Below are 24,409 nucleotides of genomic sequence, written 5' to 3'. Positions count from 1 at the left end.
TTACTGTTCCAGCGACATGAAAAGATTGTTCAGCGATTCCGCATAAGTAGGGTGCGCGAAGACGCCGTTCATCAGGCGGTCGTACGTAACATTTCCCATCATGGCCATCTGCAGAATGGTCACGATTTCTCCGCCTTGTTCGGCCAGGACCGAAGCGCCCAGGATTTGTTTCGTTTTGGCGTCGATCACCGCTTTCATCATTCCGCGTTCGTCGCCGGTTTCAATGGAGCGTGCAACGCTGTCATTTTTCATCGTCGCTACAAGTATGTCCAGGCCTTGCTCGCGTGCTTCCTGTTCCGTGATGCCCACGCGGCCGAGCTGCGGATCGATGAACATGCAGTAGGGGACAAGCCTGTCTTTTATGGATGCGTATCCATTGCTGATAACATTCTCGGTAATGATGCGGTAGTCGTCGTATGAAATGTGCGTGAACGCTGGCCCGCCTTTCACGTCTCCCAATGCGTAAATGTCTACCGCAGACGTTTCCAGCTTATCATTTACTTTTATATAACCCTTTTCATCGACGTCCACACCGGTTTTGTCGAGGCCGAGCTCTTTTGTTTGCGGCTTTCTGCCTGTTGCAACCAGGATATGCGAGCATTCCAGCACGGTTTCCTTGCCGTTTTCATCAACCGTCACGGCAATATGATCTCCATTGTTGGTTACTGATTTCGCTTTGGTGTTTGTAAGAACCTGAATGTCTTCCTCCTTCAAAATCTTAACAACTTCCTCCGCAATGTCAGCATCTTCTTTTTTTAGGATCCGCTCTGATGGCTCAATAATGGTCACCTTGCTTCCGAATCGCTTGAACATTTGTCCGAATTCCAGTCCGATATATCCGCTGCCGAGCACTAGTAAATGTTCGGGAATGCTGTCGAGTTCCATGATGGTGGTCGAAGTCAGGTAATTTACACTTTCAATGCCATCGATCTTTGGAACAGAGGGTTTTTCTCCTGTATTAAGAAAGAATTTATCCGCGGTAAAAACAGCTGTTCCGCCATCATTCAATGTGACAGTGATTTCCTTATCGCCTGAAAATGTTGCGGTTCCATAAAACAAGTCCAGGTTTTTTGTTTCCTGAATGCTTTTCTCGGAATTGCTGCGCATGCGGTGCACAATGTCGTCCTTACGCTTTATAATAGCTAAAAAATCAACATAAAAATGATCGGTAATAACGCCTAAGCTTTTATTGTGATAGACAGACCAGGCTGCTTTTGCAGAAGCGATCATTGCTTTGGTAGGGGAGCACCCATCGTTCACGCAAGTCCCGCCGACCCATCTTTTTTCTATTAATGCTGTTTTTAAGCCAGACTCGGCTAATTTTTTGGAAAGAGGCGTTCCGGCTTGTCCGGAACCGATTACTATGGCATCGTAATGTTGCATAGAGGCGGTGTGTTAATGGGATGTAAGATTTGCAAATGCAATTACACCAAATAACAACAAAAGCGTGCCGTCGGGACACGCCTTTTACAATATATTCCGTCAGATTTTAAGAAAAGTAAGCCCGGGAATTTTCCTTGTCAACATTAATTTGGCGCACCAGCATATCCAGACTTTCGAATTTTTGCTCCGGACGCAGGTAATGCAGCAGTTCCAGTTTTAAATCTTCGCCATAAATTTCTTTATCAAAATCAAATAAGTTGGCTTCGATCGTCCGCATGGTTCCGTCTACGGTCGGTCGGACACCAATGTTCAGCATGCCCTTGAATTTCTCGCCGTCGTAAGTTGCTTGAATGACGTAAACGCCGTTCATCGGGATCAGCTTATAAGACTCGTGCAAATGCACATTCGCTGTCGGGAAGCCGATGGTGCGACCCAGCTGCTTGCCTTTGATCACAGTGCCGGAAAGGGTATAGGGTCTGCCTAATAGGCCATTCGCTTCACCTACATGCCCGGTAACCAACGCTTTACGGATCCTGGAAGAACTGATGGCCAGATCCTCAATGTCTTCGCGCGGAATCTCTTCCACCTCGAAACCATAGGAAGCACAATTTTCCTGCAAAAATTCAAAGCTTCCCTCGCGGTTGCGCCCGAAACGATGGTCGTAGCCAATTACCAGCTTTTTGGTCCCGATCTTTTCAACAAGGATTTCCTTAATGTACTCGTGGCAGGACAGCTCGGAGAAAGCCCGTGTAAAAGGGACGATCAGCAAATGGTGAATGCCTAGTTCAGAGAACAGCTCAATCTTTTCATCAATGGTTGAAAGGAGTTGCAGTCCCTGGCTGTCATCTGAAACAACCATACGCGGATGCGGCCAGAAAGTAAGCACAACGGTTTCTCCGCCAGACTGTTCACTGATTTCCCGAAGCCGGGAAAGTATTTTTTTATGTCCAAGATGCACACCGTCGAATGTGCCACTTGTTACGACGCCATATTCCAGTTTTTCAAAGGAATCCAGGCTGTGATAAATATTCATTCGTCCACTTCTAACTTCAATTCAAGTCTTTTTTGCTGAATGAAATCGGCAAGATTCCACGCATCCTTCAATTCAAACGCTCCGATCCGGGTCCTGCATAACGCGCTCATATAAGCGCCGCTGCCCACCAACTGACCGAAATCGCGAACCATACTGCGAATATAAGTACCTTTTGAACAAATGATCCTAAAATCAACCGAGGGAAAATGTGTGGCATCAATTTCAAAAAGCGAAATTTCAACATTGCGTTTCTTAATCTCAATTTCCTCGCCGCGCCGCGCCTTCTTATAAAGCCGTTCGCCATCGACACGCAATGCCGAATAAATCGGCGGTGTTTGCGCAATGCTGCCTGTTAATGCCAGCCGAGCACTTTCCAGAATTGCTGCGGTAATGTGATCTGTTGGATATTCGGCATCAAATTCGGTTTCCAGGTCGATAGAGGGCGTTGTTTTGCCCAAAACCAATGTACCGGTATATTCCTTTTCCTGCGCCTGGTAGGTGTCGATCTGCTTTGTTTTTTTGCCGGTGCACAATATAAGCAAGCCGGTAGCCAGCGGATCCAATGTGCCCGCGTGACCGATTTTCTTGAATTTGCAAGCTCTTTTAAGCTTATTGGCCACGTCAAATGAAGTCCAGGTCAAAGGCTTGTCAATGAGAATGACTTCGCCTTCGTCCGGTATGTTATTTTCGTTATTCAAATTATGGAATGCGTATTAAATGAAGCGCTTAGACAAGGTCCAGCTTGTAGCCAGAGGCAAGCAACCCTAAAAGGATCAGCCCGAGAATGATCCGGTAATAACCGAAAACTTTGAAACCATATTTGGTCAAAAAGCTGATAAAGAACTTGATAGCCAGCATAGCCACCACAAATGCAACTGCATTCCCGATCAAAAGCACTTTAATGTCTTCCGCTTGAATGGTGTCGTAGGTTTTCAGCAACTTATAGCCGCCTGCTGCTGCCATGGTTGGCACTGCCAGAAAGAAGCTGAATTCCGCTGCCTGCTTGCGCGAAAGCCCCTGCAACATTCCGCCGATGATGGTGGAAGCTGATCTCGAAACACCCGGGATCATGGCTATGCATTGAAAAAAACCGATTTTTAGCGCATCGAAATAGGAAATCTCCCTTTCGCGGGTGTTATCATTGGCAATGCGGTCGATGAAGATCAATATGATCCCGCCTACAAGCAGTGAAACGGCAACCACCACAACGTTTTCCAGCATGGCATCAATAAAATCATTGAGTAAAAACCCGATGACAGCGGCCGGAAGAAACGCTACAAATAATTTGAAATAGAAATCTGTGGTCTGGAAAAAACGCTTCCAGTAAAGCACCAGAACGGATAATATCGCACCAAACTGGATATTAACCGTGAACATTTTAGTGAATTCCAAATGACTGATCCCCATGAAAGAAGAGGCGATGATCATATGGCCGGTAGAAGAAACGGGCAAAAACTCGGTAATCCCTTCAACAATTGCTAAAATAATGGCTTGCCAAATACTCATGAATTACGGGGTTTACGTAGAATCGCCCAAAACTCGATGATAAAGCCGCTAATCGTCACCAGCGGGCCCAAAGTCAATCCCAGAAAGCCGAAACCGAATTCCGTGCTGTCGAATGTCATGATCAGGAATCCGGCAAGGATCAATGCAATGCCGATTAACATCGTAGTGTAGTTCGATGTCGAAAATGGTAGTTCGTTTTTTGTGTTGTTCATCAGTTTTGCGATTTACTATAATCTGAACGGTAATATTTTTTGAAAAGAATGCCTCAGTAGAGGTCATCCAGGGCCATTCTCAGATAGCGCGTAAGCGATTGGTAAGTGCTGGCTATGCCGATTAAAATACCAAGAATAAGAACAGAAGCCACCAGGATAATAATCTTGTCATACTCCTGCAACATGCCTAATCCTTCGACATTGCGAACTGCAAGCTGTTGTAAGCCAACCAATAATGCCCCGGCTAAAACGCCGCCGATTAGGCCCTGAATGGCGCCGCGCACAACATAAGGACGCTGGATAAAGCCATTAGTCGCTCCCACGAGCTGCATACTCCTTATGAGAAAACGCTGGGAATAGATAGCAAGGCGGATGGTGTTGTTAACGAGCAATACGATGATGATCAGCATGATCAGTGCAAAGCTAGCCAGAACCACGTAGATTTTGGTGACGTTACGATTAATGTTATCTGCCAGATCTTCCTGATAAACGACCTCGTAAACGCCTTTAATCTGTTCCAGTTCCTTCTTGATCGCCTGTAATTTGGCTTCTTCGAAATAGTCTTCCTGGATTTTTACACGATAACTGTCACGCAAAGGATTTTCTCCTAAAAAAGTTACGAAATCCTCTTTTGTGCCTTCAATAAATTCTTTGGCCGCTTCTTCTTTGGAGACAAACGTGATCGGCTTTACTTCCGTAGATGCAAGAACAAATGGTTTTGCCTGTATTACTTTTAATATGGAATCCTGGCCCGCCTGAGTTTCTTCTTTGTTCAGGAATACGCGGACCTCAATATTTTCACGGATAATGGAAACCAGTTTTTTGGATTGGATCACCAGCAGCCCGCAAAAACCGATCAGGAACAATGCAGCCGTGAGGCTCATTACAATCATTGCATTGGGATAACTTCCAATCTTCTTTTTTTTAGGCATAAGAGCGTAAGGTTTTGCTTAGCAGTTGGTCCAGACTCTGGAATGAACGTTGGCAAAAATAAGCATTATAATGGCATAAGGACAGGAATGGCCGGTTTGTTAACTATTTTTAACTTTAACAAAACGGCGCAGACTAGTTTCTCCGGCCCATTTCGTCGCGGATGCTGGCAGCTTTTTCGTAATCCTCTTTGGAAAGTGCGTCATCGAGCATGCGCTGTAACTCGTCGAATGTAAGGTCGCGCAGCTGGTCTTTGGATGATCCCGTTGTTCCCAACGTTTCTTTTACACCATCTTCCTCGTCTTCTTCATCCTCTGTTAAAGAGCTCGACACGATGCCTGCTTCTGAAAGTATGGCCTCGTAAGTGAAAATAGGAATGTCGAACCGTAAGCCGATGGCGATGGCGTCGGAAGGACGCGCGTCGATTTCCACTTCCCTGAGATTGTCCGTGCAGACGATCTTGGCGTAGAATATGCCTTCTTTCAGGTCCGAAATGACGATTTCTTTCAATGTATAATTCATTCCATCCGCGAACGATTTGAAGAGATCGTGCGTCATCGGACGGTTTGGGACAATATTTTCTATCTGAACGGCAATGGCCTGTGCTTCGAACACACCAATAATGATGGGCAGGCGGCGGTTACCCAGCTCTTCGCCCAGAACCAGTGCGAAGGAACCTGCCTGTGATTGGCTTGGAGACAGCCCGAGTATTTCTAACTTGATTTTTTTCACGTTTAAACTAAATGCGCAAGTTTGGTTAACAGTTGTGGTGAATTTGCCTGAAAATGTATTCGAAGTTGCAAAAATAATTAACCCGTACTGCATAAAAAAATGAAGTACGGGTTAAGAATATGCTCATTGACAGCCGGATGGAAATAAAGCGGCTTAATTATCTGATTTTTAAGCTATTTTTTCAAATACGGCCAATCAGTATTTATTACAATTAATTTCAATATGCCCTGAAACCGCATTTTTTAGAGATTTTTCGCGGCTTCTGTCAGTTTGGGCAGAATTTCGAAAACATCGCCGACGATTCCATAATCAGCCGCCTTGAAGAACGGAGCTTCGGGATCCTTATTAATAACCACGATGCATTTGGAACCGTTTACGCCGGCCAGATGCTGGATGGCGCCGGAAATTCCGCAGGCAATGTAAAGGTTCGGTGCAACTTTAATCCCGGTTTGGCCTATATGCTCATGATGCGGACGCCAGTCGAGGTCCGAAACGGGCTTTGAACATCCCGTTGCAGCACCCAGCGCCTTCGCAAGGTCCACCAGCGGCTGCCAATGCTCAGGCCCTTTCATACCCCGACCGCCGGAAACGATAATCTGTGCCTCGGTAAGAGACAGTTCAGAATTAGCTTTCTCAACATTCACAACGGACGCCTTGAAGTCAGCATCACGCAATTGCGGGGAGAATGTTTCCACAACCGCATTGGCGGAAGCGACATCATCCTCATTGATCTCGATGACATTCTTTTTGACTACCAGGATTTTTACATCTGATTTCAATTCGGTTGTAGCAAACGCTTTTCCTGTAAAAATCCCGCGTGTTACTTTAAATGAACCATTGATCTCAGGCAAAGCTGTAACGCCGGAGACGACTCCCGCTTTCAACTTGGCCGCAGCACGGGCCGCCATGGCATCGCCTAAGCCGGATTTGGAAAGAATGATGATTTTGCTGCCTTCCTGCCCGGCCGCCTGCGCCAATGCATCCGCATAGGCAAGGCTGTTTTCGTGCGATAGTTTTTCATCCGAGGCATGCAGGACTTTGACAGCGCCATAGTTTCCGGCAATTTCCAATGCAGACGCATCCGCCTTGCCAATGGCCAGCACCACCGCTTTATCACCCGTTTTCTCCGCCACTTTTGCGCCGTAAGCCACTGCTTCCAGCGATGTTTTTTTGATAGAACCATTGTCCAGTTCTACATATATAAGGACTGACATTTTCTTTCTGTTTTAATTAATGATTGTTTCAAAAGATCACAACACTTTTGCTTCTGTCTGCAAAAGGCGGATCAATGTTCCGGCCTCGCTGGCCGGGATCATTTTGCATGCGCCTTTCGGGGCAGGCAGGAAATATTTTTCAGGCACGGTCATTTCGTCCACGGACACAGGTTCAACCACGGTTAACGGCTTGGTACGGGCCGTCATAATGCCACGCATATTCGGGATTTTCCATTCTGCAATCGGTTCCTGGCAGCCGAGAACGAGCGGCAAAGGTGCTTTCAAGATTTCCTTTCCTCCGTCAATTTCACGGCTGATCGTAGCTGAACCGTCTGCAATATCCAGCTTCATGACGGGGGAGTAGGAAGCGATTCCCAACATTTCACCTACCAGACCATGGACAACGCCACTGTTATAATCAATCGATTCGCGACCCATCAGGATCAGGTCGTAATTGTTTTGCTTAGCAACAGCTGCGATCTGAACGGCCACGAAGTAAGAGTCGAGGGGATCGGCATTCACCCGGATCGCATCGTCGGCACCGATTGCGAGTGCTTTGCGGATCTGTGGATCGGCGTCGGCTTCGCCTACGTGCAGCACGGTTAATGTTCCTCCGGATTGTTCTTTTAATTCAACGCCCCTGGCCAGTGCGTAATCGTCATATGGACCAATTATGTATTGAATGCCGGTTTTATTAAGTCTGGTGTCGTTGTCCGTAAATGTTATCTTAGCGGTTGTATCGGGCACATTGGATATACAAACGAGTATTTTCATGAGCTTTTATTTAGAATTATTGCCTGGTATGAATATAACTTTGTCCGGGCAAATAAAGGGAAATCTTATATAGTATGCAAGCATAATAATCCATAATGAATACCACTTTACTCAACAATCTGATCAGCTTTTACGAAGAGGATCCTGCCGATCCGTTCAATGTTTATGCCCTTGCCATCGAGTATGCCAAGTTTGACCCGGCGAAAGCTGCGCATTTCTTTGATATCCTTTTAAACGAGCATCCCGATTACCTGGCCACATACTATCACGCTGGTTCATTTTTTGCTGGTAATGAAGATGTGGAAAAGGCTGAGGAAATTTATCGCAAAGGGGTGGCCCTGGCGCTTTTACAAAAAAATACCAGGGCACACCAGGAGCTGGTAAGGGCTTATAACAACTTTCTGGACGAAATGGACGACTAACTGATTGCAGCAAAAATTTGCTCATTGACGTAAAATGCCGTACCTTTCATGATTAGTAAGAGTACTACAATCCAGACTGCTTTCGGTAATTACTTCCTCTGCTCAGTTTAGTTTGATTTTAAAGGAGTTCCCCTGGTTTACGGGATAGAAAAAATTATTCATTTAATATTATGGAAAAGGAATTATTTATTCCACTTGTGGTAAAGTGGGCACAGGCGCATGGGTTCAAGGATATCCAGGCCAATATGGAAGGATTTGAAACTCCGAAGTCCTACGAACGGGCCGCCGATAATGCCAAATTTACCCCGGATGTTACAGGCGTAAATATGTTCAACAGGCACTATCTGGAAGTCTCAATGAAAACAGACCAGCTTCGGGGAAGTATCTCGAAATGGAAACTGCTCAGCGAACTTGCAGGCATGAAAGGTGCTAAATTATATCTGATGGCGCCAAGAGGGCATGTCAGGTTCACACGCGAAATTATAGATCAGTACAACATTCCGGCGGAGGTTGTGAAGATCGACTGAAACGAAAAAGGGATTGTTAAAGCTAACAATCCCTTTTTCGTTTTTATACCTGCGGGTATTTCCATTCTCCCCGGTATTCCCTGCTTAGAAGCTTATTCGCTTCCGGATCCCCTTCAATCGTTTCCTTTTCTCCATCCCAGATAATGCTTCTGCCTAATTTGAGCGAGAGCATGCCCAGCAGCGCCACATTGGTTGAACGCTGCCCGATCTCAATTTCACAAATTGGCGGCTTGTTAGTCTTGATCGATTCAATGAAATTGGCCCAAAGTTCCTTTATATTCTGGTCGTCCGGCTTGTTAAGCTTTGCATCCTCGTGAATGATAGGTTTCTTGGGATCAGTCGGATAAAATGTCCAGCCATCCAGCCAGCCCATATGGAATGTGCCTTCGGTTCCGTAGAAATAAACGCCCACGGCCTGCTGCGGATGCGTTTTCTCCGCATTGTTTGCGGCAAAATTCCGGTGTTCCCATTCCAGCGTAAAACCATCAAAATCATAAACCGCCACCTGGTGATCAGGCGCGTCGGTGCTGTCCTGGCGGATGGCCCGGCCACCGGTTGAATAAATCTTTTTTGGATATTTTTGTTCCGACCACCACAACACCTGGTCGAGCCAGTGAATGCCCCAGTCGCCTAATGTTCCGTTTGCGAAATTAAGATAGTTCCGGAATCCGCGCGGGTGCATGGTTTTGTTATAGGGCTGTAATTGCGCGGGACCGCAGTAAAAATCCCAGTCGAGTCCCTGTGGTGGCTCGGAATCCGGCGTCTTCTGTCCCGGGCCGCCGCCATAATGTACGAATGCGCGCGCCATGCCAATTTTTCCTGCCTTACCTGATTTCAGAAACTCCATGCCGGAAACATTGTGAGGTGAGACGCGCCTGTGCGTTCCTACCTGCACAATTTTCCCATGCTTACGCGTCGCATTTACCATTGCCCGTCCTTCCTTGATCGTATGCGAAATGGGCTTCTCCACATACACGTGCGCACCCGACTCGATAGCTGCAATGCAGCACAACGCATGCCAGTGATCCGGCGTCGCAACAATCACCACTTCCGGCTTTTCCTTCGCCAGCAGTTCGCGGTAATCCTTATACATTTTTGGTTTGTCCGGCGTGAGCTTGGACATTTCCGTCGCGCAAACTTTGAGCTGGTTATCATCCACATCACAAAGCGCAACCAGTTTGTTTTCTCCCGATTGCAGCGCGCAGCGCAGGATATTGGTTCCCCACCATCCCGTTCCGATCAGCGCCGTGCGGTAAGGAGCGGCGCGGCTGATGGCGCTTAGGAGTGGGAGTGATGAGAAGGCCGCACTGGATAGTGCAGCACCCGCAAGTGCCGATTTCTCTATAAAGGTTCTACGATCCATTTTAATGTTTTTTAAACTATTTTTTGGTCAGTTTTTCAATCAGCCAGTTGTTCATGATATCCTTTTCTTCCTGGTAGGTCCAGTGCCCGGTATCCAGGTAAAGTTTCAGCTCTTTTGGCGCAGTGGTAACATTGTAGGCCGCGTGCATGGAAGTAGGAGGGCAGGTTTCATCATTATATCCCCAGATATAAAGTCCGGGCACTTTAACCCTTCTGGCAAAGTTCACCACGTCGTAGTAGGCCACCGTCGCCACTTTTTCTTTCGTATTGTTCCATTTCACACCGTTTTTATCAAAATAATGCGGCCAGCCGCCTGCGCGTCCGTGCAGGTAACCTGTCACATCGCTCAATGCAGGGTAAAATGCACCCAGCCATTTCACGCGCGGATCAAGCCCGGCTGTGATGATGGACAATGCACCCCCCTGGCTTCCGCCGGTTACTGCCAGGTTGGTTCCGTCGTATTGCGGAAGGCTTGTCAGAAAATCATTGGCACGCACACAGCCGAGATAAACTTTTTTGTAATAGAATTTATCGCGGTCATCCATATTATAAGCCGGATAACCATTCAACAGTCCCTGTCCCATATCCACATATACCGAAGGGTCCATAGTCACCGGAATGCCGTGAATACCGATTTCGAGAGTGATAATGTTGTTCTCTGCGGTGGCCACATCACCATAGTAGGCTCTCACGCCTGCGCCCGGAACCCTTAGTAACGCAGGGTATTTTCCTTCTTTTTTAGGAATGCTCAGAATCCCGTAAACGCGGACGCCTTTCCGGTTGTTTTGCAGGTTAAGGTGATACACATTCACCTTTTCAGTACAACGTTCGGGCAAGAGCGTCATTTTTGCGTCCATAGGAACGGCGGCAAGTTCTTGCTTTGCCGTCGCCCAGAATGTGTCGAAATCCTGTGGGTTGGCAACGGTTGGTTCAATTTTTTGCGGGTCAAAACCAGCTGTGGCCAGGCCGCGATATTCATTTCCGTCCACGGTAACCCAGGCAATGCATCTCAGGAAGCCCGGGGTTTTGAGTGTTCCGCCGTCAATGGTCAGTTTGCCGTCAGTGGCTGTTTTGGTTTCCTTAATGGTTGGATCCAGTTTTTCCAAACCGATCTCGTAGCGTACAGAGGCATTTTTTACCATATTCCCATTTCTTATCACAGTCACCAGGAATTGCACTTTGTCGCCGGTTTTGTAAGTCCAGTCATCCCGGTCCATGGTAACGATCACCTCCACAGGGCGCCTTGCGGGCTGTGCGATAGCGGTTAATAATGAGAGCCAGAAAAGCGCGGCTAATGGTAAAAAACGATGTTTCATAAGTGGACAGATTTTGTCAATTGAGTTAAAATGATTTCAGCTTGTAACGTAAAAGTGACACGCTGCCGGAATCTTTAATAAAAACAGGATAATTTTTGCGAATTGCAGTAATTTGCTTCTCTTTAATTGCGGCCTTCTGGGCTGGATCAGTAATATCTTAAAAAGCAGATTTTGATCAGGATTAATAAATATATCAGCGAAACAGGTTTTTGTTCAAGGCGGGAAGCGGATAAGCTGGTGGAACAGGGCCGCGTTATGCTGAACGGCAGAACGGCTGTTCTGGGTGATAAGGCTTCGGCCGAGGATGAAGTGAAAATTGATGGTAAGCTGCTGAAAGTCAGGAAAGCATCGGTCTATATTGCGTTTAACAAACCCGTAGGCATAACGTGCACAACGGAGCGCGATGTAAAGGGAAACATCATCGATTACATCCTGCACCCCGAACGCATTTTCCCGATCGGCAGGCTGGACAAACCTTCCGAAGGGCTCATCTTCCTGACCAGCGATGGCGACATTGTGAACAAGATATTAAGGGCCGGAAACAACCACGAAAAGGAATATGTGGTAACAGTCGATAAACAGATCACGTCTGAATTCGTCGCTAAAATGTCAGCCGGCGTTCCCGTCCTGGGCACGATTACCAAAAAGTGTTACGTCAAAAAGGAAAGCAGCCATGTTTTCACCATTATCCTGACCCAGGGCCTGAACCGCCAGATCCGGCGCATGTGTGAATATCTGGGCTATCACGTGACGAAACTGAAACGGGTCAGGATCATGAACGTTACACTGGACAATCTGCCCACCGGGAAATGGCGAAACCTGACGGCTGAGGAAATGCAGACGATTAACGCTGCTGTGGAGAGTTCTGTGAAAACCGAGGAAGGTTCATATGTCTCCGGCTGGGAAGAGTAGGTTTAAATTGAACAAACAAAGAAATATTTGTCCGAATTGTCTAAATTTATAATAAAATATTGAAATAAACCCCTTCCCCGGATCTTCATGAAAACTTGGTCTCTGCTTTTCGTACTGCTGTTTTCTGGAAATATAGTCCGCGGGCAGATCAACGATATTTATCGAGTCAAGAACGGCTCTGACGTCACGAAGGTGATCGCCTTCACGGAACGTTACCAGTTTGACAAATTTCTGGACGGGCATGTGCTTTTCCGCAATGGAAAAACCTCCAAAGCGCAAATGAACTACAGTCTTGTTCATGGCGAAGTGCTGTTTGTTGACGTCAAAAAAGATACGCTGATGTTCAACGATAATCCGTTTATCAGCAAAATCTTCGTTGGTGACAATCTCTATTTTTACGCCAAAGGCCACGGGCACGTGCATGCAATCAAGGATTACAGTGGTGTGCAATTGGGTAAAAAGCAGTTTCTGGTCCGGATGGGCAATGAGAAATATGCTTCCTATGAGCAATATTCGGCTACTTCTGCGATTTCGAGTTATTCCTCATTTGTAAATCAAAATGGCAACTTTCAAAATTTGGAGAGTAATGTGAAAGTGATCTTAAAGCGCAGGTCCATTTTCTTTCTAATCGATAAGAATGAGCGCGTTATGTTTGCTACCCGGCCCAACCTTCTGAAAATTTATCCCAAACACAAAAGAAAGCTCAACGAATACCTCCGGGAGAACGAGACAAGTTTCGAGAAAGAAGCGGATCTGAAGAACGTGCTGGAATTTGCCAGCAGTCTGGAATAAACTCGAATTTGAACGAATTTTGAGACGTATACTGTGGATCGGAGGCTTGGAATGATTTTTTAGGTTTTCCTGAAAACTTATTCTCTATGAAGGAAAGCGTCTCCAAGATCCTCGTTTGGGTATTATTAATGATTGCCATTCCAGCCGGTTTATACTTCGGCAAAACTTTTCTCGCGCCACTTGTTATCGGCGCAGTTCTCTCCATGATGCTCATTCCGATAATGGACTGGCTGATGTCGAAAGGCCTGGCCAAGGGCTGGGCAGTTGCCGGAAGCACGGTAACATTGCTGCTGTTCCTGGTTTTTCTGGGATCACTGATTACCATTCAGGTCAAAATGATATCCAAGGACTGGCCGGAAATTGAGAAAAAGTCAGTGCAATATCTGGAAGACGGACAAAAGTTTATAGAAGACAAGACTGGGCTGGATCCAGACGAGCAGCTTGCTCAGGCAAAAACAATGGTTTCCAAGCTGGGAAGCGGCAGTCCGGCGGCCATTGGTTCGGTAGGAGGGGCCATTGCCAATGTTATCCTCATTATCGTATATGTAGTGCTGTTACTTTCGCAGCGGGAGCGTTTTAAGGAGTTTATCTTAATTAATTTTCCTAAACAGGACCATGTGCGCGTGCGTAAAGCCTTGAAAGATATTCGCAAAACATCCGGCGGTTATTTCTACGGAATGTTAAAGGCAATGATCATCCTTGCCATCCTTTACGGAACCGGTTTTATGATCGGAGGCGTTAAGTATGCACTTTTGCTGGCGCTGATTGCAGCGGTTTTCTCATTTATTCCTTACGTGGGAAATGCGATAGGCGGTAGTTTGGCAGCTTTACTAGCCTTGGTTTCAGGCGGTCCGTCGAGCGTTTTGGTTGTGGTCATAGTCATGTTTGCTGCCCAGATGATCGATAATTACATTACCCAGCCTTATATTGTAGGTAAAGAAGTGGATCTTAACCCGTTCATGACCATTACTTCGGTTGTCGCTTTCGGTGTGCTGTGGGGCGTTGCGGGAGCTATTATAGCCATTCCAATTACCGGCATTTTGCGGGTCGCATTTCAATATTTGCCCAATACAAAATCACTGGCTTTCCTGATGGGGAATGAAAAGCCAGTGATGGATCTGGAAGGCGTGAAGCATCAGGTAGACGAACGAAACAGCGCTTAGGCAACAGCCTGGCGCGTTTCCAGCCCATTCATGCTACATTAATATATTGTTGACTGCTTTGACAGGCGCCGGAATGTTGTCCTCATTCAGCATTTCGCGGAGATCAATTTCAATGGTGCGGCAAATCGCTGTCATTGGTACATCATTGATAGCATTCTCGAAAGGGTTTTCGCTCGTGTCACCGACGACTTCCATGGTGTAAAACACCCAGCCAATGATGATGTAGCTTGGGATGGCAAGCCATACCAGATTTTCGCCCAGTTTAGCGAATTCTCCAATGAGCCCGAAAGGTAAAATGGCCAGAAAAAGCCAGACAAAAACTTTGGAGAAAAAGGCATACTGGCGCGGAAAGGGAAAGTTTTTGATCCTTTCCGCAGCGCCCTGCTGGTTGTAAAATTCCTGAATCACATTCATCATATGAAAGTAAAACAGCTCGTTGATCGCGCCTTTACGGAAAACAGCATCCAGCTGCTTAGCTTGGGCTTTGAGGATATGCGTTGCCGGATTTTTTTTGGATAAATAATACGCTACTTCATCGCCGGGTAGAAGGCCGTTCAATGTATGCAAAAGAGGAAATTCATCCGGATCGCGCTGTTCTGCCACCACGTGGTGCGCGATGGAATGTTTATCATCCCAAACACTTTTTGCCCGCAACTGCAATCGTACCGCATTAATATAAGCGATGTGCCTGTGAATGAGCGTTGTGCTTATTTCCTTCACATTGTGCTCAGGATCATCGGGTAAGGGTTGAATGTAAGTGGCTGCGAATGTTCCCCAGCTCCGGCTGGCGTTGACAATGGCACCCCAGATGCGCCTCGCTTCCCAAAGCCTCTCATAAGAAGAGTTGTTTTTAAAACCCACATAAAATGCCACAGCCGTACCAATCAGCCCGATGGGAACGAATGAGATGCCGAGCGTGATGCCGGAAATGTAACTCAGAGCGCAGAGTAATGTGGCGTAAGCAAAAAAGATCAGGATCGGCCTCCATGCGAAGGACATAACGATCCCCAGTTTAATTTCTCGGGCAGTATACATTCAGTTGAATAGAAATGGTGTAGTTAACAAGCACTAAGGTTTCAATTTTAGATTAAAACGCGGACAGGCAATGCGGTGAACCGGATAATTTCAAACATTAAGCTTCCGAAACCGGAAGTGGAAATTTTTATCATTCCAATGCAAAAGCTACATATTGATTGCCCTTCCTGGTCCCCAGCTTGGTTCCGCCGCAGGCGATCACCACGAACTGCCTGCCATTGACGACGTAAGTGGACGGCGTTGCAAAGCCTGCTGCCGGAAGCATTGTTTCCCAAAGCAGCTTCCCATTTTTCTTATCAAAAACCCGGAATTTCCCGTCTTTGGTTGCCGCAATGAATAGTAAGCCGCTCGCTGTCACTACCGGTCCGCCGTAATTTTCTGTTCCGGTTGTGGGATACCCCTGCTTTTTCAAGGATTCTACTTCACCGAAAGGAATGCGCCACAGGAATTCTCCGGTGTTGAGATCAATGGCATTCAATGTTCCCCAGGGCGGCGAAATGGCAGGAAGGCCGTTGGCATCGAGGAATTTGTTATAACCCGTGCTCTGGTAAGGCAGATACCCTTTATTGGAAGTCGTCGTAACAGAGGTGGCTTCCACTTTTTCCTCATCAAATAAAAAGGCAACGAGTGCCTGTTTTTCGTCAGCGGAAAGCGTGGTAAAACCCGGCATCATTCCCTTCCCGGAAGAAATGATCTGGCTTACGAATGCGCGATCGCGGCGGGCGCCGATGTTGACCAGCGAGGGGTAACCGCTTTTGGCATTGCCCTTGCGCTGAGGCCCATGGCAGGTTACGCAGTTGGTGGTGTAAACTTTCTCTCCTGGACTCAGACTGGTCATTTCGCTTGCTTTCGGCGTGTCTTTCATGGTGAGTATCCAGGCCATTTCGTTGCTGTTGACATACATAATGCCATCTTCGGGATCAGCTGCGGCACCGCCCCATTCCGCGCCGCCGTCAAAGCCTGGCAGAATGATGGTCCCTTCCTTGCTGGGCGCTGCGAACAATGCTTTTTTGTAACTTTTAAATTTGATAATCAAAGAATCCCTGTCCGGCGCGTAACGGCTTATGTCCTTCTCTGTCAATGTATAAGCTTGCCTTGCATAGGAGGCTGGTTTGGTAGGAACGGGCTGGGTCGGCCATGGGAATTCGCCTGGTAATGCGTCTTTTGGCGCGGTTACTTCACGTATCGGAAACAATGGTTTTCCTGTAACCCGGTCAAAAATGAAAACATATCCCTGCTTGCTGACTTGTGCCACGGCGTCGACTTTCATGGGCTGCCCGTCCGGGCCTTTCTTTGTGACGGTGATCAGGTTAGGAGGCGCAGGCAGGTCGCGGTCCCAAATATCGTGGTGCATGGTTTGGTAGTGCCACAAGCGCTTCCCGGTTCTCGCATCGAGCGCGATAAGGCAGTTTGCGAAGAGGTTTGCACCTTTTCTTTTACCACCATAAAAATCATATCCCGCTGAACCCGTGGGCACATACAGGATCCCGCGTTCCCGGTCGATGGCCGTTCCCGCCCAGTTATTGGCAGCTCCTGTGAATGTATTTTTATAAGCATCCGGCGGGAATGTTTCGTAGCCGAATTCTCCCGGGTAAGGGATCGTGTGAAAGGTCCACGCTAGCTTGCCGGTCCGCACATTAAATGCACGCAAGTCACCGGGCGCTGCATCCGAATCCTCGGAAAGACGGACCGGCATGACGATCAGATCTTCAAAAATGGTCCCCGGAGTGTTGGAAACCATGTATTTATCTTTTGCAATGTCGGGTAAGCCTGCGCGCAGGTCTATTTTTCCTTTGTCGCCAAAACTTTCAATCGGCTTTCCCGTTCTCGCATCCAGCGCGTACAGGAACGGACCCATAGCGTGCATAATGCGCTTGTCCTCGCCGTCGCTCCAATAGGTAAGGCCGCGGCTTGTATTGGAGCCATTTTTTGATTTATCCCCAAAAATCCAGATCTGCTTCCCGGTGGCTGCGTCCAGTGCAAAAGCCTGGACCATATTGGTAACCCCGTACAAAACGCCATCGACAACGATCGGATTCACCTGCGTTTGGCCTGAATCGGGCATGGCGTAAGTCCAGGCCACTTTCAATTTTGAAACATTCTGGCGGTTGATCTGCGTGAGTGGCGAGTAATGGTTACGGTCCGGGCCGCCCAGGTATTCAGGCCATTCGGTGCTTTGTGCGGGTGTTGTTTCAAATTTTTGCTGCTGCGTGGCAACCAGGAACAGTGCCGACGCAGCGATGCAAATTGAAAGTGGCTTTAACATATAAGGGGTTTAATGAAGTGCTGCTTATTGAAATTTGCCATTTACCGAACGGCCCGTCCAGTCATCTGTCCGGAAACTGCTGGCAGGAAATCCATCGGTGCTGAATAAGTTGGCCTCTTCCGGGGCGTCCGACCAGGCATATCTCACAGAAGCCGGCCGGGGCACTTTTGGATGGAAAATTTCCACTGCATTTCCTTTAATCTCCGCTTTGGCATAATAGAAAACCTGGTCGTCTCCTGCGATTTCAAATCCTTTGAGATAACCATACCGGTCTTTCACCATCAGGCCGTTTTCCGCATGCTTGAAGGTTACAACTGCTTTGCCATCAATGAATTGCACTTTGTCGTAAAGCGGGGAAGCGTAGGGGATGTTTTGTCCGTAATCATTTTTCAATGCTTGTGTTGCAAGCCTGTGTGCAACATCCTGCTTGTTGATAGGGTGAATGTCGGCAGGATTTCCAACGTCCGTGCTCACGGCCATTCCTGTTTTCGGCAAGCTTAATGTCATATTTTGTGCCTCGCGCAACTCGGCCCAGTAACTTCCTTTATTGCTGTCTTCGTCCTTTCCAAAACTTGAAAGCTGCACCCAGTAAAAAGAAAAATTATCATTCCAGAGTTTGCGCCAGTCGTTGATTAGCAATGGGAACGATTTACGATACTGGTAAGCGCGCATTGTGTTTGCCTCCCCCTGATACCAAAGCGAGCCGCGGATCGCAAAAGGGATCAGCGGGACGATCATTGCATTGTAAATGCTCGTGCCGACATTGTTCATCAAATGTGCATACTCGTGTTTTTCAGCGAAAGAAGGCATTAAGAACCAGTCTTTGGCGAGCGAAATCTTGTTCGTTCCTTCTTCCACAAAAATATCCGTCGCTTTGCCCATCATACCCGGCCCGAACCAGGGCGTGCCAACCATGCTTCCATGGGCAACAACAAGCTGATTTTTGCCTTCTTTCCATGTATTGGCAGGGATCCTGACCTTGCGTACACCTTTGGAGTCGGTTTCGCCTATCAATTTTCCATTGATATAGATCTTGTTCGGGCTGTCGTTCTCCGCCAGGGATAATGTGGTTTCTTTCCCAATCATATCAGCGGTCATTATTACTTCTTTACCCATATAGCCTTTCCCCCGATATCCCATCACGCCTTTCCAGTCCCATTGTCCCACCGGATCGGCCGTTTTCATCCAAACTGAAAAGTCTGCATTTCCGTTGGTGTATTTCTGCTCATCTGCTGCACTCGGCCTAAATGAGTCACTTTTGAAAAGCGTTCTTCTGAGTTTGGCATCCATCATCAGGTCGGCTTCCTGCCATGTTTTAGGCAGATTCTGCGCGTAGGTTTTCAGCTCATCGTCGCCGAGCATGCCTTCCTTACTGATCCAGCCCTCCACTTGCGAGCCGCCCCAGGAAGAATGCAGGAGACCAATCGGAATGTTGAGTTTTTGAAAGATTTCCCTGGCAAAGAAAAATCCGATCGCCGAAAATCCACCGACGGTTTCAGAAGATGAGATCTTCCATTCACCGGAAGTCAGATCGGTTTCAGGTTGCAATGTTACGTTGTGTTCGACCCGGAAATGACGGATCTGCGGGAAATTGGCATTCTGTTTTTCAATCTCAAAATCCTTTGCAGCAGACACAGGCCATTCTATATTGGATTGCCCGGACAAAAGCCAGACTTCGCCGATAAGTATATCATTAACAGTAGCTTGACCCGATTTTGCTAACACATTGAGGGTATGCGGGCCGCCTGCTTCCATAGGATTAAATTTTACCATCCATTTGCCGGATGCGTCCGCTTTGCCTTGCAATGTCTGCTGCGCAAGCGTCACTTTTACCTTTTCTTCCGGCTTCGCCCAGCCCCAGACCGGAATGGGCTTTTGTCTTTGTAAAACAACGTGATCAGAAAACAGGCGGGCGAGTTTTACCTGCGCAGAAACGGATGTGTTCAGCAGCAGGAAAAGAAAAAGGAAAATGTGTTTCATTAATGTTCGAAAAAGTTTGTAACCCCTTTAAAACACCTCCGGGGTGCACTTTCTACTTAAAGCCCTAACTTTACAGATGCATTGTTCCTGCATTGCATGGATGTTAGCCATAACTTATTTAGAATCTAATACATGTTATCCATCGTTATCTGTTCAGCCAACGCGGAGGATCTGTCCATTGTGAAAGAAAACATCGCGCAAACAGTCGGCATTGCGCATGAGATCATTGCTTTTGATAATCGTTTTGAGAAAAAGGGCATTTGTGAAGTTTACAATTGGGGCACACAGCAGGCCAGATATGACATTGTTTGCTATATGCATGAAGATGTGGAGATCAGGACGCACGGGTGGGGGCAAACGGTGATCGATATTTTTTCAAAAGATCCTGAGGCAGGCGTTCTTGGTGTGGCTGGTGGCGGCTATAAGTCACTGGCTCCTTCGGGCTGGTATCAGGTGGATTTTCACTATGAGGAGCGCGCATTTCAGAATGTTTTGCAGGGATTTAAATTCAACAGCAAAGAAGAAATTCATGCATATCACAATCCAAGGGAGGAGAAATTGAGCGAGGTCGTTTGTGTGGATGGTTTGTGGTTTTGCACGCGTAAAGACATTGCATTGCGCTTTCCCTTCGACGCTAAGCTTTTGCCAGGGTTTCATGGATATGATCTGGATTTTTGTCTCAGCGTGTATCCCGAATACAAAATCCTGGTCACGTTTGAAATCTTAATGAAACACGCTTCTGAGGGGAATTTTGATAAAAAATGGTTTGATCAAATCTTGAAATTACACCGGAAATGGTCAAAAATCCTGCCGCTCACCACGGCTAACATTAGCGACAGGGAGCTTTATCTCACGGAGAGACGGTGCTTTGAAACGGTGATTGAAAAGATGATCCACTGGGACTATTCTTTCTATCAGATTCATAAAATGCTGATGAATATGAGGAAGTCGCGTATCCGGAAAAAGCTTTTTTTTAAATCCTATCAGCATTTGCTCAGGTTGAAGCTGGGTCTTCGTCCTCTGTCCCAAAAAAGCTGAAATATCTGGCCCAGAACAATTTCGCTTTCAATCCCCAGATCTGGCGGTAAACAAATGCGCGCTTGCTGGCTTTGCGGTATTTTTGAATGTAGTATAAAATGTCGAAATGCCTGCCAATGAGTCGCGCGTAACCGAATGATATCCAGGTGTCAAGCCGCCTTTCAAACAATTCGACCAGTCGGTTGAGGAATTCGGGATTTCTGTTCTTTTTAAAGGTCGCGCAGTATTTGATCCATTTCAAATCCCTCCTCAGCTTCTTAATGTCGCGGTTTTCGTGGTATTTCTTTCTGATCTTTTTCCGCTTGTTCAGAATATCAGTTGAAGTTTTCGGGTGCTGCCGGTAATTTACAAGCGGAATGTCGACATACTGGATTGTACCCAGATTAACAGCGACATAGGCGATCCAATGGTCATGAAAGTGATCCGCGTCGAAGGGAAGAATATCAGCGACGAGCTCGCGCTTAAAAAATAAGCTGTGACCGGAAACGCAGTTAAAAAAATAGAAAACTTCGGGTTGATCGCCGCTATACAAATTGATAATGCTCGACATTTTCAGGTCCAGCAGCTTTCCGCCATCTTCCATAAACCGGGAATCGTGGTAAACCAGCTTATGCGTTCCTATATTGTCCAGCATGATCTGGATCTTGTCGAGATTCCAGGTGTCGTCCTGATCCGATAACGCAATAAATTCTCCATTGCATAGTGTGATGGCTTTCTCGAAATTCTTTACATATCCCAGATTCACCTCATTTTCATAAACCTTTAAAAACGGATATCGCTGCTGGTAATCCTTTAAAATCGCCCGGGAAGCATCGCTGCTGCAATCGTCTACTGCAATGATTTCCAGGTTAGGATATCGCTGATTAACAAGGGTATCGAGTTGCTCCTTCAAGAACTTCTCCCCATTATAAACGCAAAGCGCGATGGATACGAGTGGAGATCTACTGTCCTGGTGAGGAGGTGAATTGAATGTCATATGCATTAAAGGAACGTTTTTGCCAATGGCCCCCAGATTTTTCTTAGGGTAAAGAAAAATTTACTCGAACTGTTTTTTTTCAAAAGCCTCAGTAAATAAGTCCTGTCTTTCCATATAGCCTGGCCGTAAGCAATGCTCATAAAGGAAGCATTCCGGTCAAGACTTAGCTTGTATAATCTGGTAATCAGGTGAGCAGACTTGTCGGCAGCTTTCGCTGCGCAAATTTTAAGCCACTCACTTTCTCTTTTGAGTTCAGTAATCTTTTGCCCGGTGGACCTTGAAGTCGTGCGCAAGGCAAGTATGTCTGTATTATTTTTCTTATGCTGCCGGTAACGGACCAAACATTGATCTACAAAATCAATAGACCCGTTGCTGGTGGCAATGTATGCAAGCCATTGATCATAATGGAAGCCCTCAGGAAAAGGAAGCGCATAGGCAAGCAGCGATCTTTTCATGAAGATACTGTGGCCGGAAACGCAATTGAAATACAAAAAAACCTCGGGCCGGTCGCCGCGGTAAAAGGCAAATTTGTCGGATATCTTGGCGTCCATCGACTTTCCGGATTCGTCGATAAATTCCGAATCGTGATAAACCAGCAGATTGTTCTGGATCGCTTCGAGTTGTAATTTCAGCTTATCCGGATGCCAGATATCGTCCTGGTCGCAGATGGCGATAAAGTCGCCTTCACAAAGTTGCAGCGCCTTTTCGAAGTTCTTGTTGTATCCCAGGTTCTGGTGATTGCGATGGATCTTAAAACGGTTGTCGCGCGCTGCATAGCTGCTTAGTATAGTCAATGTTTCGTCTTGCGAAAAGTCGTCTACGATTACCAGCTCCCAGTCTTGAAGGCTTTGGGAAAGGATGGAGTCCAACTGTTCTGACAGGAAATCACTGCCATTGTAGGTGCACAATGCTATCGAAATGAGCGGCTTGTTTTCCATCAAATATCGCTGAATTGCTGCATATCAATCAGTCGCTTGTAAAGCCCGTCGCGTGCGATGAGCTCCGAATGATTGCCCTGCTCTACAATCTGACCATCCTCCAAAACCACGATCGAATCTGCTTTCTGAATGGTGCTCAGCCTGTGCGCAATCACCAGGGAAGTCCTGTTTTGCATCAGATTGTTCAATGCTTGCTGCACGAGTTTTTCCGATTCCGTATCCAGCGCAGAAGTTGCTTCATCCAGCAACATGATCGGCGGGTTTTTCAGAACAGCCCGGGCAATGCAGATACGTTGTTTCTGTCCGCCCGACAACTTCATTCCGCGATCGCCGATGTTGCTATCATAACCATCTTCCGTCTCCATGATGAAATCGTGTGCATTGGCCACCTTCGCCGCAGCGGCCACTTTTTCAGGCGTCGCATTGGGATTTCCAAAGGCAATGTTATTGTAAATCGTATCATTAAAAAGCATCGATTCTTGGTTTACAACCCCGAAAAGTGCCCATAGCGATTCCATTTTTACTTGTTTTACATTCCAGTCGTCGATGGAAACGCTGCCTTCCTGCGCGTCGATAAAGCGCGGGAGGAGGTCCATGAGCGTGGATTTGCCGCCGCCGGATGGCCCTACTAGTGCAATGGTTTTTCCTTTCGGAATGGTCAGGTTAACCGATTTGAGGACCGGTTTTGCCTGATAAGCAAAGGAAACGTTCTTTAATGTGAGTGCATGATTAAATTCTTTCAGGTCGACGGCGTCAGGCGCGTCCTGGATTTCAGGCTTTTCATCGATCAGATCCAAAACCCTTTCGCCGGCTGCTATACCCGCATGAATGGTGCTGAAAGAATCCGTTAACGCCTTGGCAGGACGCATTACCTGCGAAAACAATGCGATATAGGCAACGAATTTGGACACGCTCAGGTCAGACTGGTTATCCAGAATCAGCGAGCCGCCATAAAGCACGATGATCGCCACCATGGTTACACCCAAAAATTCAGAGACGGGCCCGCTCAACTGCTGCCGGCGCGCCATCTTGCGTCCCAGGTCGGAATAGCGGATGTTTTCTTTGTGAAATTTATCCTTAATGTCCTCCGTCGCATTGAATGCTTTGATGATCTTGATCCCTGAAAGCGCTTCGTCCAGATAGCTGATCATTAAACCGAACAAGTGCTGTGCTTCCTTTGCCTGCTCTTTCAGCCTTTTTACAATTTTTGAAATGATAAAAGCGGAGATCGGGATAACGAGAATGGCGAAGAATGTAAGCTTGGCAGAAGTTGCAAAAAGCATGAATATGTAAGCCAGCAACTGCAAGGGCTCTTTGAAAACAACCTGCAATGTTCCCGTCACCGAAAACTGGACAACCTGCACATCGGACGCGATCTTTGAAATGATGTCCCCTTTACGCTGATTGCTGAAATAGCCCGCGTGCAGGTTCATTACATTATTAAAAACGGTTTTCCGCAAATTAAGCAATGTGTGGATCCGGAGATTTTCCATGACCCGCTGCGAGAAATATTTGAAAATATTGGAAAGTAAGATTGATGTAACGATCACTGCGCAGACCAGCTGCAATGCGCCATGCGGACCGTAAGCGTCGTTGGCTTGTTGTGCGTAATAGTTTAGCATGCCCGTAACATCCCAGGCATCGGGTTTTGGTATAACTTCGGCCCCGTCCTTATTGTTGTTGAACAGGGTGCTCATCAATGGAGCAAGCAGTGCAAGGTTAAGCGTATTGAAAATGACCCCGAGGACTGTGAAAAAGATATAGGGGACTGCAAATTTGGCAATGGGCTGGGCAAATGATAGTAATCGGAAGTATGTTTTCATTATGTGGAAATGGCATATTTAGCATACGCCTGAAAGTAAAACAGCCGAAAATCCTAAAATTTCCGGTTGAGGGTG

At 46.9% G+C, this 24,409-nt stretch carries 23 protein-coding genes; 6 read left to right on the top strand and 17 right to left on the bottom strand.

Annotation, left to right across the window (positions count from 1 at the left end):
• From G395_RS0122365 to G395_RS0122325, 9 genes are all read right to left on the bottom strand, one after another.
• Positions 1–1,383 carry a mercuric reductase gene (locus tag G395_RS0122365; RefSeq protein ID WP_026632120.1) on the bottom strand — a complete coding sequence of 461 codons (1,383 nt, stop codon included), beginning with the start codon at positions 1,381–1,383 and terminating at the stop codon, positions 1–3.
• Between the two features lie 106 nt (positions 1,384–1,489).
• Positions 1,490–2,416, bottom strand: coding sequence for a bifunctional riboflavin kinase/FAD synthetase (locus G395_RS0122360; RefSeq protein ID WP_026632119.1), 927 nt, complete (start codon positions 2,414–2,416; stop codon positions 1,490–1,492).
• The gene (truB, locus tag G395_RS0122355; RefSeq protein WP_026632118.1) at positions 2,413–3,114 is read right to left on the bottom strand and encodes a tRNA pseudouridine(55) synthase TruB; all 702 of its coding nucleotides are present in this window, start codon (positions 3,112–3,114) and stop codon (positions 2,413–2,415) included. Before truB ends, G395_RS0122360 begins: the two co-directional genes overlap by 4 nt.
• Before the next feature lie 28 nt (positions 3,115–3,142).
• On the bottom strand, positions 3,143–3,922 hold the full coding sequence (locus G395_RS0122350; protein ID WP_026632117.1) for an undecaprenyl-diphosphate phosphatase: 780 nt from the start codon (positions 3,920–3,922) through the stop codon (positions 3,143–3,145).
• Entirely contained in the window at positions 3,919–4,134 is a 216-nt protein-coding gene (locus G395_RS0122345) for a DUF3098 domain-containing protein (RefSeq protein WP_026632116.1), read from the bottom strand. Before G395_RS0122345 ends, G395_RS0122350 begins: the two co-directional genes overlap by 4 nt.
• 53 nt (positions 4,135–4,187) lie before the next feature.
• Positions 4,188–5,066, bottom strand: a complete 879-nt coding sequence (locus tag G395_RS0122340; protein ID WP_026632115.1) for a cell division protein FtsX — start codon at positions 5,064–5,066, stop codon at positions 4,188–4,190.
• 133 nt (positions 5,067–5,199) lie between these two features.
• Positions 5,200–5,796 carry a bifunctional nuclease family protein gene (locus G395_RS0122335; protein WP_026632114.1) on the bottom strand — a complete coding sequence of 199 codons (597 nt, stop codon included), beginning with the start codon at positions 5,794–5,796 and terminating at the stop codon, positions 5,200–5,202.
• 242 nt (positions 5,797–6,038) lie between these two features.
• Complete coding sequence (locus G395_RS0122330; protein WP_026632113.1) at positions 6,039–7,010, bottom strand: electron transfer flavoprotein subunit alpha/FixB family protein; 972 nt, start codon at positions 7,008–7,010, stop codon at positions 6,039–6,041.
• A 36-nt stretch (positions 7,011–7,046) separates the two neighbouring features.
• Entirely contained in the window at positions 7,047–7,784 is a 738-nt protein-coding gene (locus tag G395_RS0122325) for an electron transfer flavoprotein subunit beta/FixA family protein (protein ID WP_026632112.1), read from the bottom strand.
• A 95-nt stretch (positions 7,785–7,879) separates the two neighbouring features.
• Here G395_RS0122325 and G395_RS0122320 point away from each other — a divergent pair, with 95 nt between their 5' ends.
• Entirely contained in the window at positions 7,880–8,206 is a 327-nt protein-coding gene (locus tag G395_RS0122320; protein ID WP_026632111.1) for a tetratricopeptide repeat protein, read from the top strand.
• 170 nt (positions 8,207–8,376) lie between these two features.
• Positions 8,377–8,733: a hypothetical protein gene (locus G395_RS0122315; protein WP_026632110.1), complete on the top strand. Its 357-nt coding sequence runs from the start codon at positions 8,377–8,379 to the stop codon at positions 8,731–8,733.
• A gap of 43 nt (positions 8,734–8,776) precedes the next feature.
• On the opposite strand, the gene G395_RS0122310 is transcribed toward G395_RS0122315, so the two are convergent.
• Positions 8,777–10,096, bottom strand: a complete 1,320-nt coding sequence (locus tag G395_RS0122310) for a Gfo/Idh/MocA family protein (protein WP_026632109.1) — start codon at positions 10,094–10,096, stop codon at positions 8,777–8,779.
• Between the two features lie 16 nt (positions 10,097–10,112).
• Complete coding sequence (locus G395_RS0122305; protein WP_026632108.1) at positions 10,113–11,411, bottom strand: acetylxylan esterase; 1,299 nt, start codon at positions 11,409–11,411, stop codon at positions 10,113–10,115.
• A gap of 171 nt (positions 11,412–11,582) precedes the next feature.
• On the opposite strand from G395_RS0122305, the gene rluF reads away from it, so the two are divergent.
• The 3 genes from rluF (at position 11,583) to G395_RS0122290 (ending at position 14,278) form a co-directional block, all read left to right on the top strand.
• The gene (rluF, locus tag G395_RS0122300) at positions 11,583–12,323 is read left to right on the top strand and encodes a 23S rRNA pseudouridine(2604) synthase RluF (protein ID WP_084439772.1); all 741 of its coding nucleotides are present in this window, start codon (positions 11,583–11,585) and stop codon (positions 12,321–12,323) included.
• A gap of 87 nt (positions 12,324–12,410) precedes the next feature.
• On the top strand, positions 12,411–13,115 hold the full coding sequence (locus G395_RS0122295; RefSeq protein ID WP_026632106.1) for a hypothetical protein: 705 nt from the start codon (positions 12,411–12,413) through the stop codon (positions 13,113–13,115).
• Positions 13,116–13,201: 86 nt separating this feature from the next.
• Positions 13,202–14,278 carry an AI-2E family transporter gene (locus G395_RS0122290; RefSeq protein ID WP_026632105.1) on the top strand — a complete coding sequence of 359 codons (1,077 nt, stop codon included), beginning with the start codon at positions 13,202–13,204 and terminating at the stop codon, positions 14,276–14,278.
• Between the two features lie 33 nt (positions 14,279–14,311).
• On the opposite strand, the gene G395_RS0122285 is transcribed toward G395_RS0122290, so the two are convergent.
• The 3 genes from G395_RS0122285 to G395_RS0122270 form a co-directional block, all read right to left on the bottom strand.
• Positions 14,312–15,277: a bestrophin family protein gene (locus G395_RS0122285; RefSeq protein ID WP_229204256.1), complete on the bottom strand. Its 966-nt coding sequence runs from the start codon at positions 15,275–15,277 to the stop codon at positions 14,312–14,314.
• Between the two features lie 166 nt (positions 15,278–15,443).
• Positions 15,444–17,579 carry an outer membrane protein assembly factor BamB family protein gene (locus G395_RS0122275; RefSeq protein ID WP_026632103.1) on the bottom strand — a complete coding sequence of 712 codons (2,136 nt, stop codon included), beginning with the start codon at positions 17,577–17,579 and terminating at the stop codon, positions 15,444–15,446.
• Between the two features lie 24 nt (positions 17,580–17,603).
• Positions 17,604–19,559 (bottom strand): sialate O-acetylesterase, encoded by a 1,956-nt coding sequence (locus G395_RS0122270; protein ID WP_026632102.1) that lies wholly within the window; start codon positions 19,557–19,559, stop codon positions 17,604–17,606.
• A 132-nt stretch (positions 19,560–19,691) separates the two neighbouring features.
• Between G395_RS0122270 and G395_RS0122265 the strand changes: the two genes are divergently transcribed.
• Entirely contained in the window at positions 19,692–20,597 is a 906-nt protein-coding gene (locus G395_RS0122265; protein WP_026632101.1) for a glycosyltransferase, read from the top strand.
• On the opposite strand, the gene G395_RS31235 is transcribed toward G395_RS0122265, so the two are convergent.
• From G395_RS31235 to G395_RS0122250, 3 genes are read right to left on the bottom strand one after another with little or no spacing between them, the layout of a single operon-like run.
• On the bottom strand, positions 20,554–21,579 hold the full coding sequence (locus G395_RS31235) for a glycosyltransferase (RefSeq protein WP_229204255.1): 1,026 nt from the start codon (positions 21,577–21,579) through the stop codon (positions 20,554–20,556). The two genes, G395_RS0122265 and G395_RS31235, sit on opposite strands and share 44 nt — an antisense overlap.
• Complete coding sequence (locus G395_RS0122255; protein ID WP_035361884.1) at positions 21,579–22,511, bottom strand: glycosyltransferase family 2 protein; 933 nt, start codon at positions 22,509–22,511, stop codon at positions 21,579–21,581. The genes G395_RS31235 and G395_RS0122255 overlap by 1 nt, the downstream gene beginning before the upstream one ends.
• A complete protein-coding gene (locus G395_RS0122250) occupies positions 22,511–24,334 on the bottom strand; it encodes an ABC transporter ATP-binding protein (RefSeq protein ID WP_026632099.1) in 1,824 nt (607 codons plus the stop codon). The genes G395_RS0122255 and G395_RS0122250 overlap by 1 nt, the downstream gene beginning before the upstream one ends.
• Positions 24,335–24,409: the final 75 nt, after the last annotated feature.

Origin of the sequence: Dyadobacter alkalitolerans DSM 23607 (assembly GCF_000428845.1) — a bacterium.
In the GTDB taxonomy this organism is placed as follows: Bacteria; Bacteroidota; Bacteroidia; order Cytophagales; family Spirosomataceae; genus Dyadobacter; species Dyadobacter alkalitolerans.
This window is presented reverse-complemented; position numbering and strand designations above follow the sequence as displayed.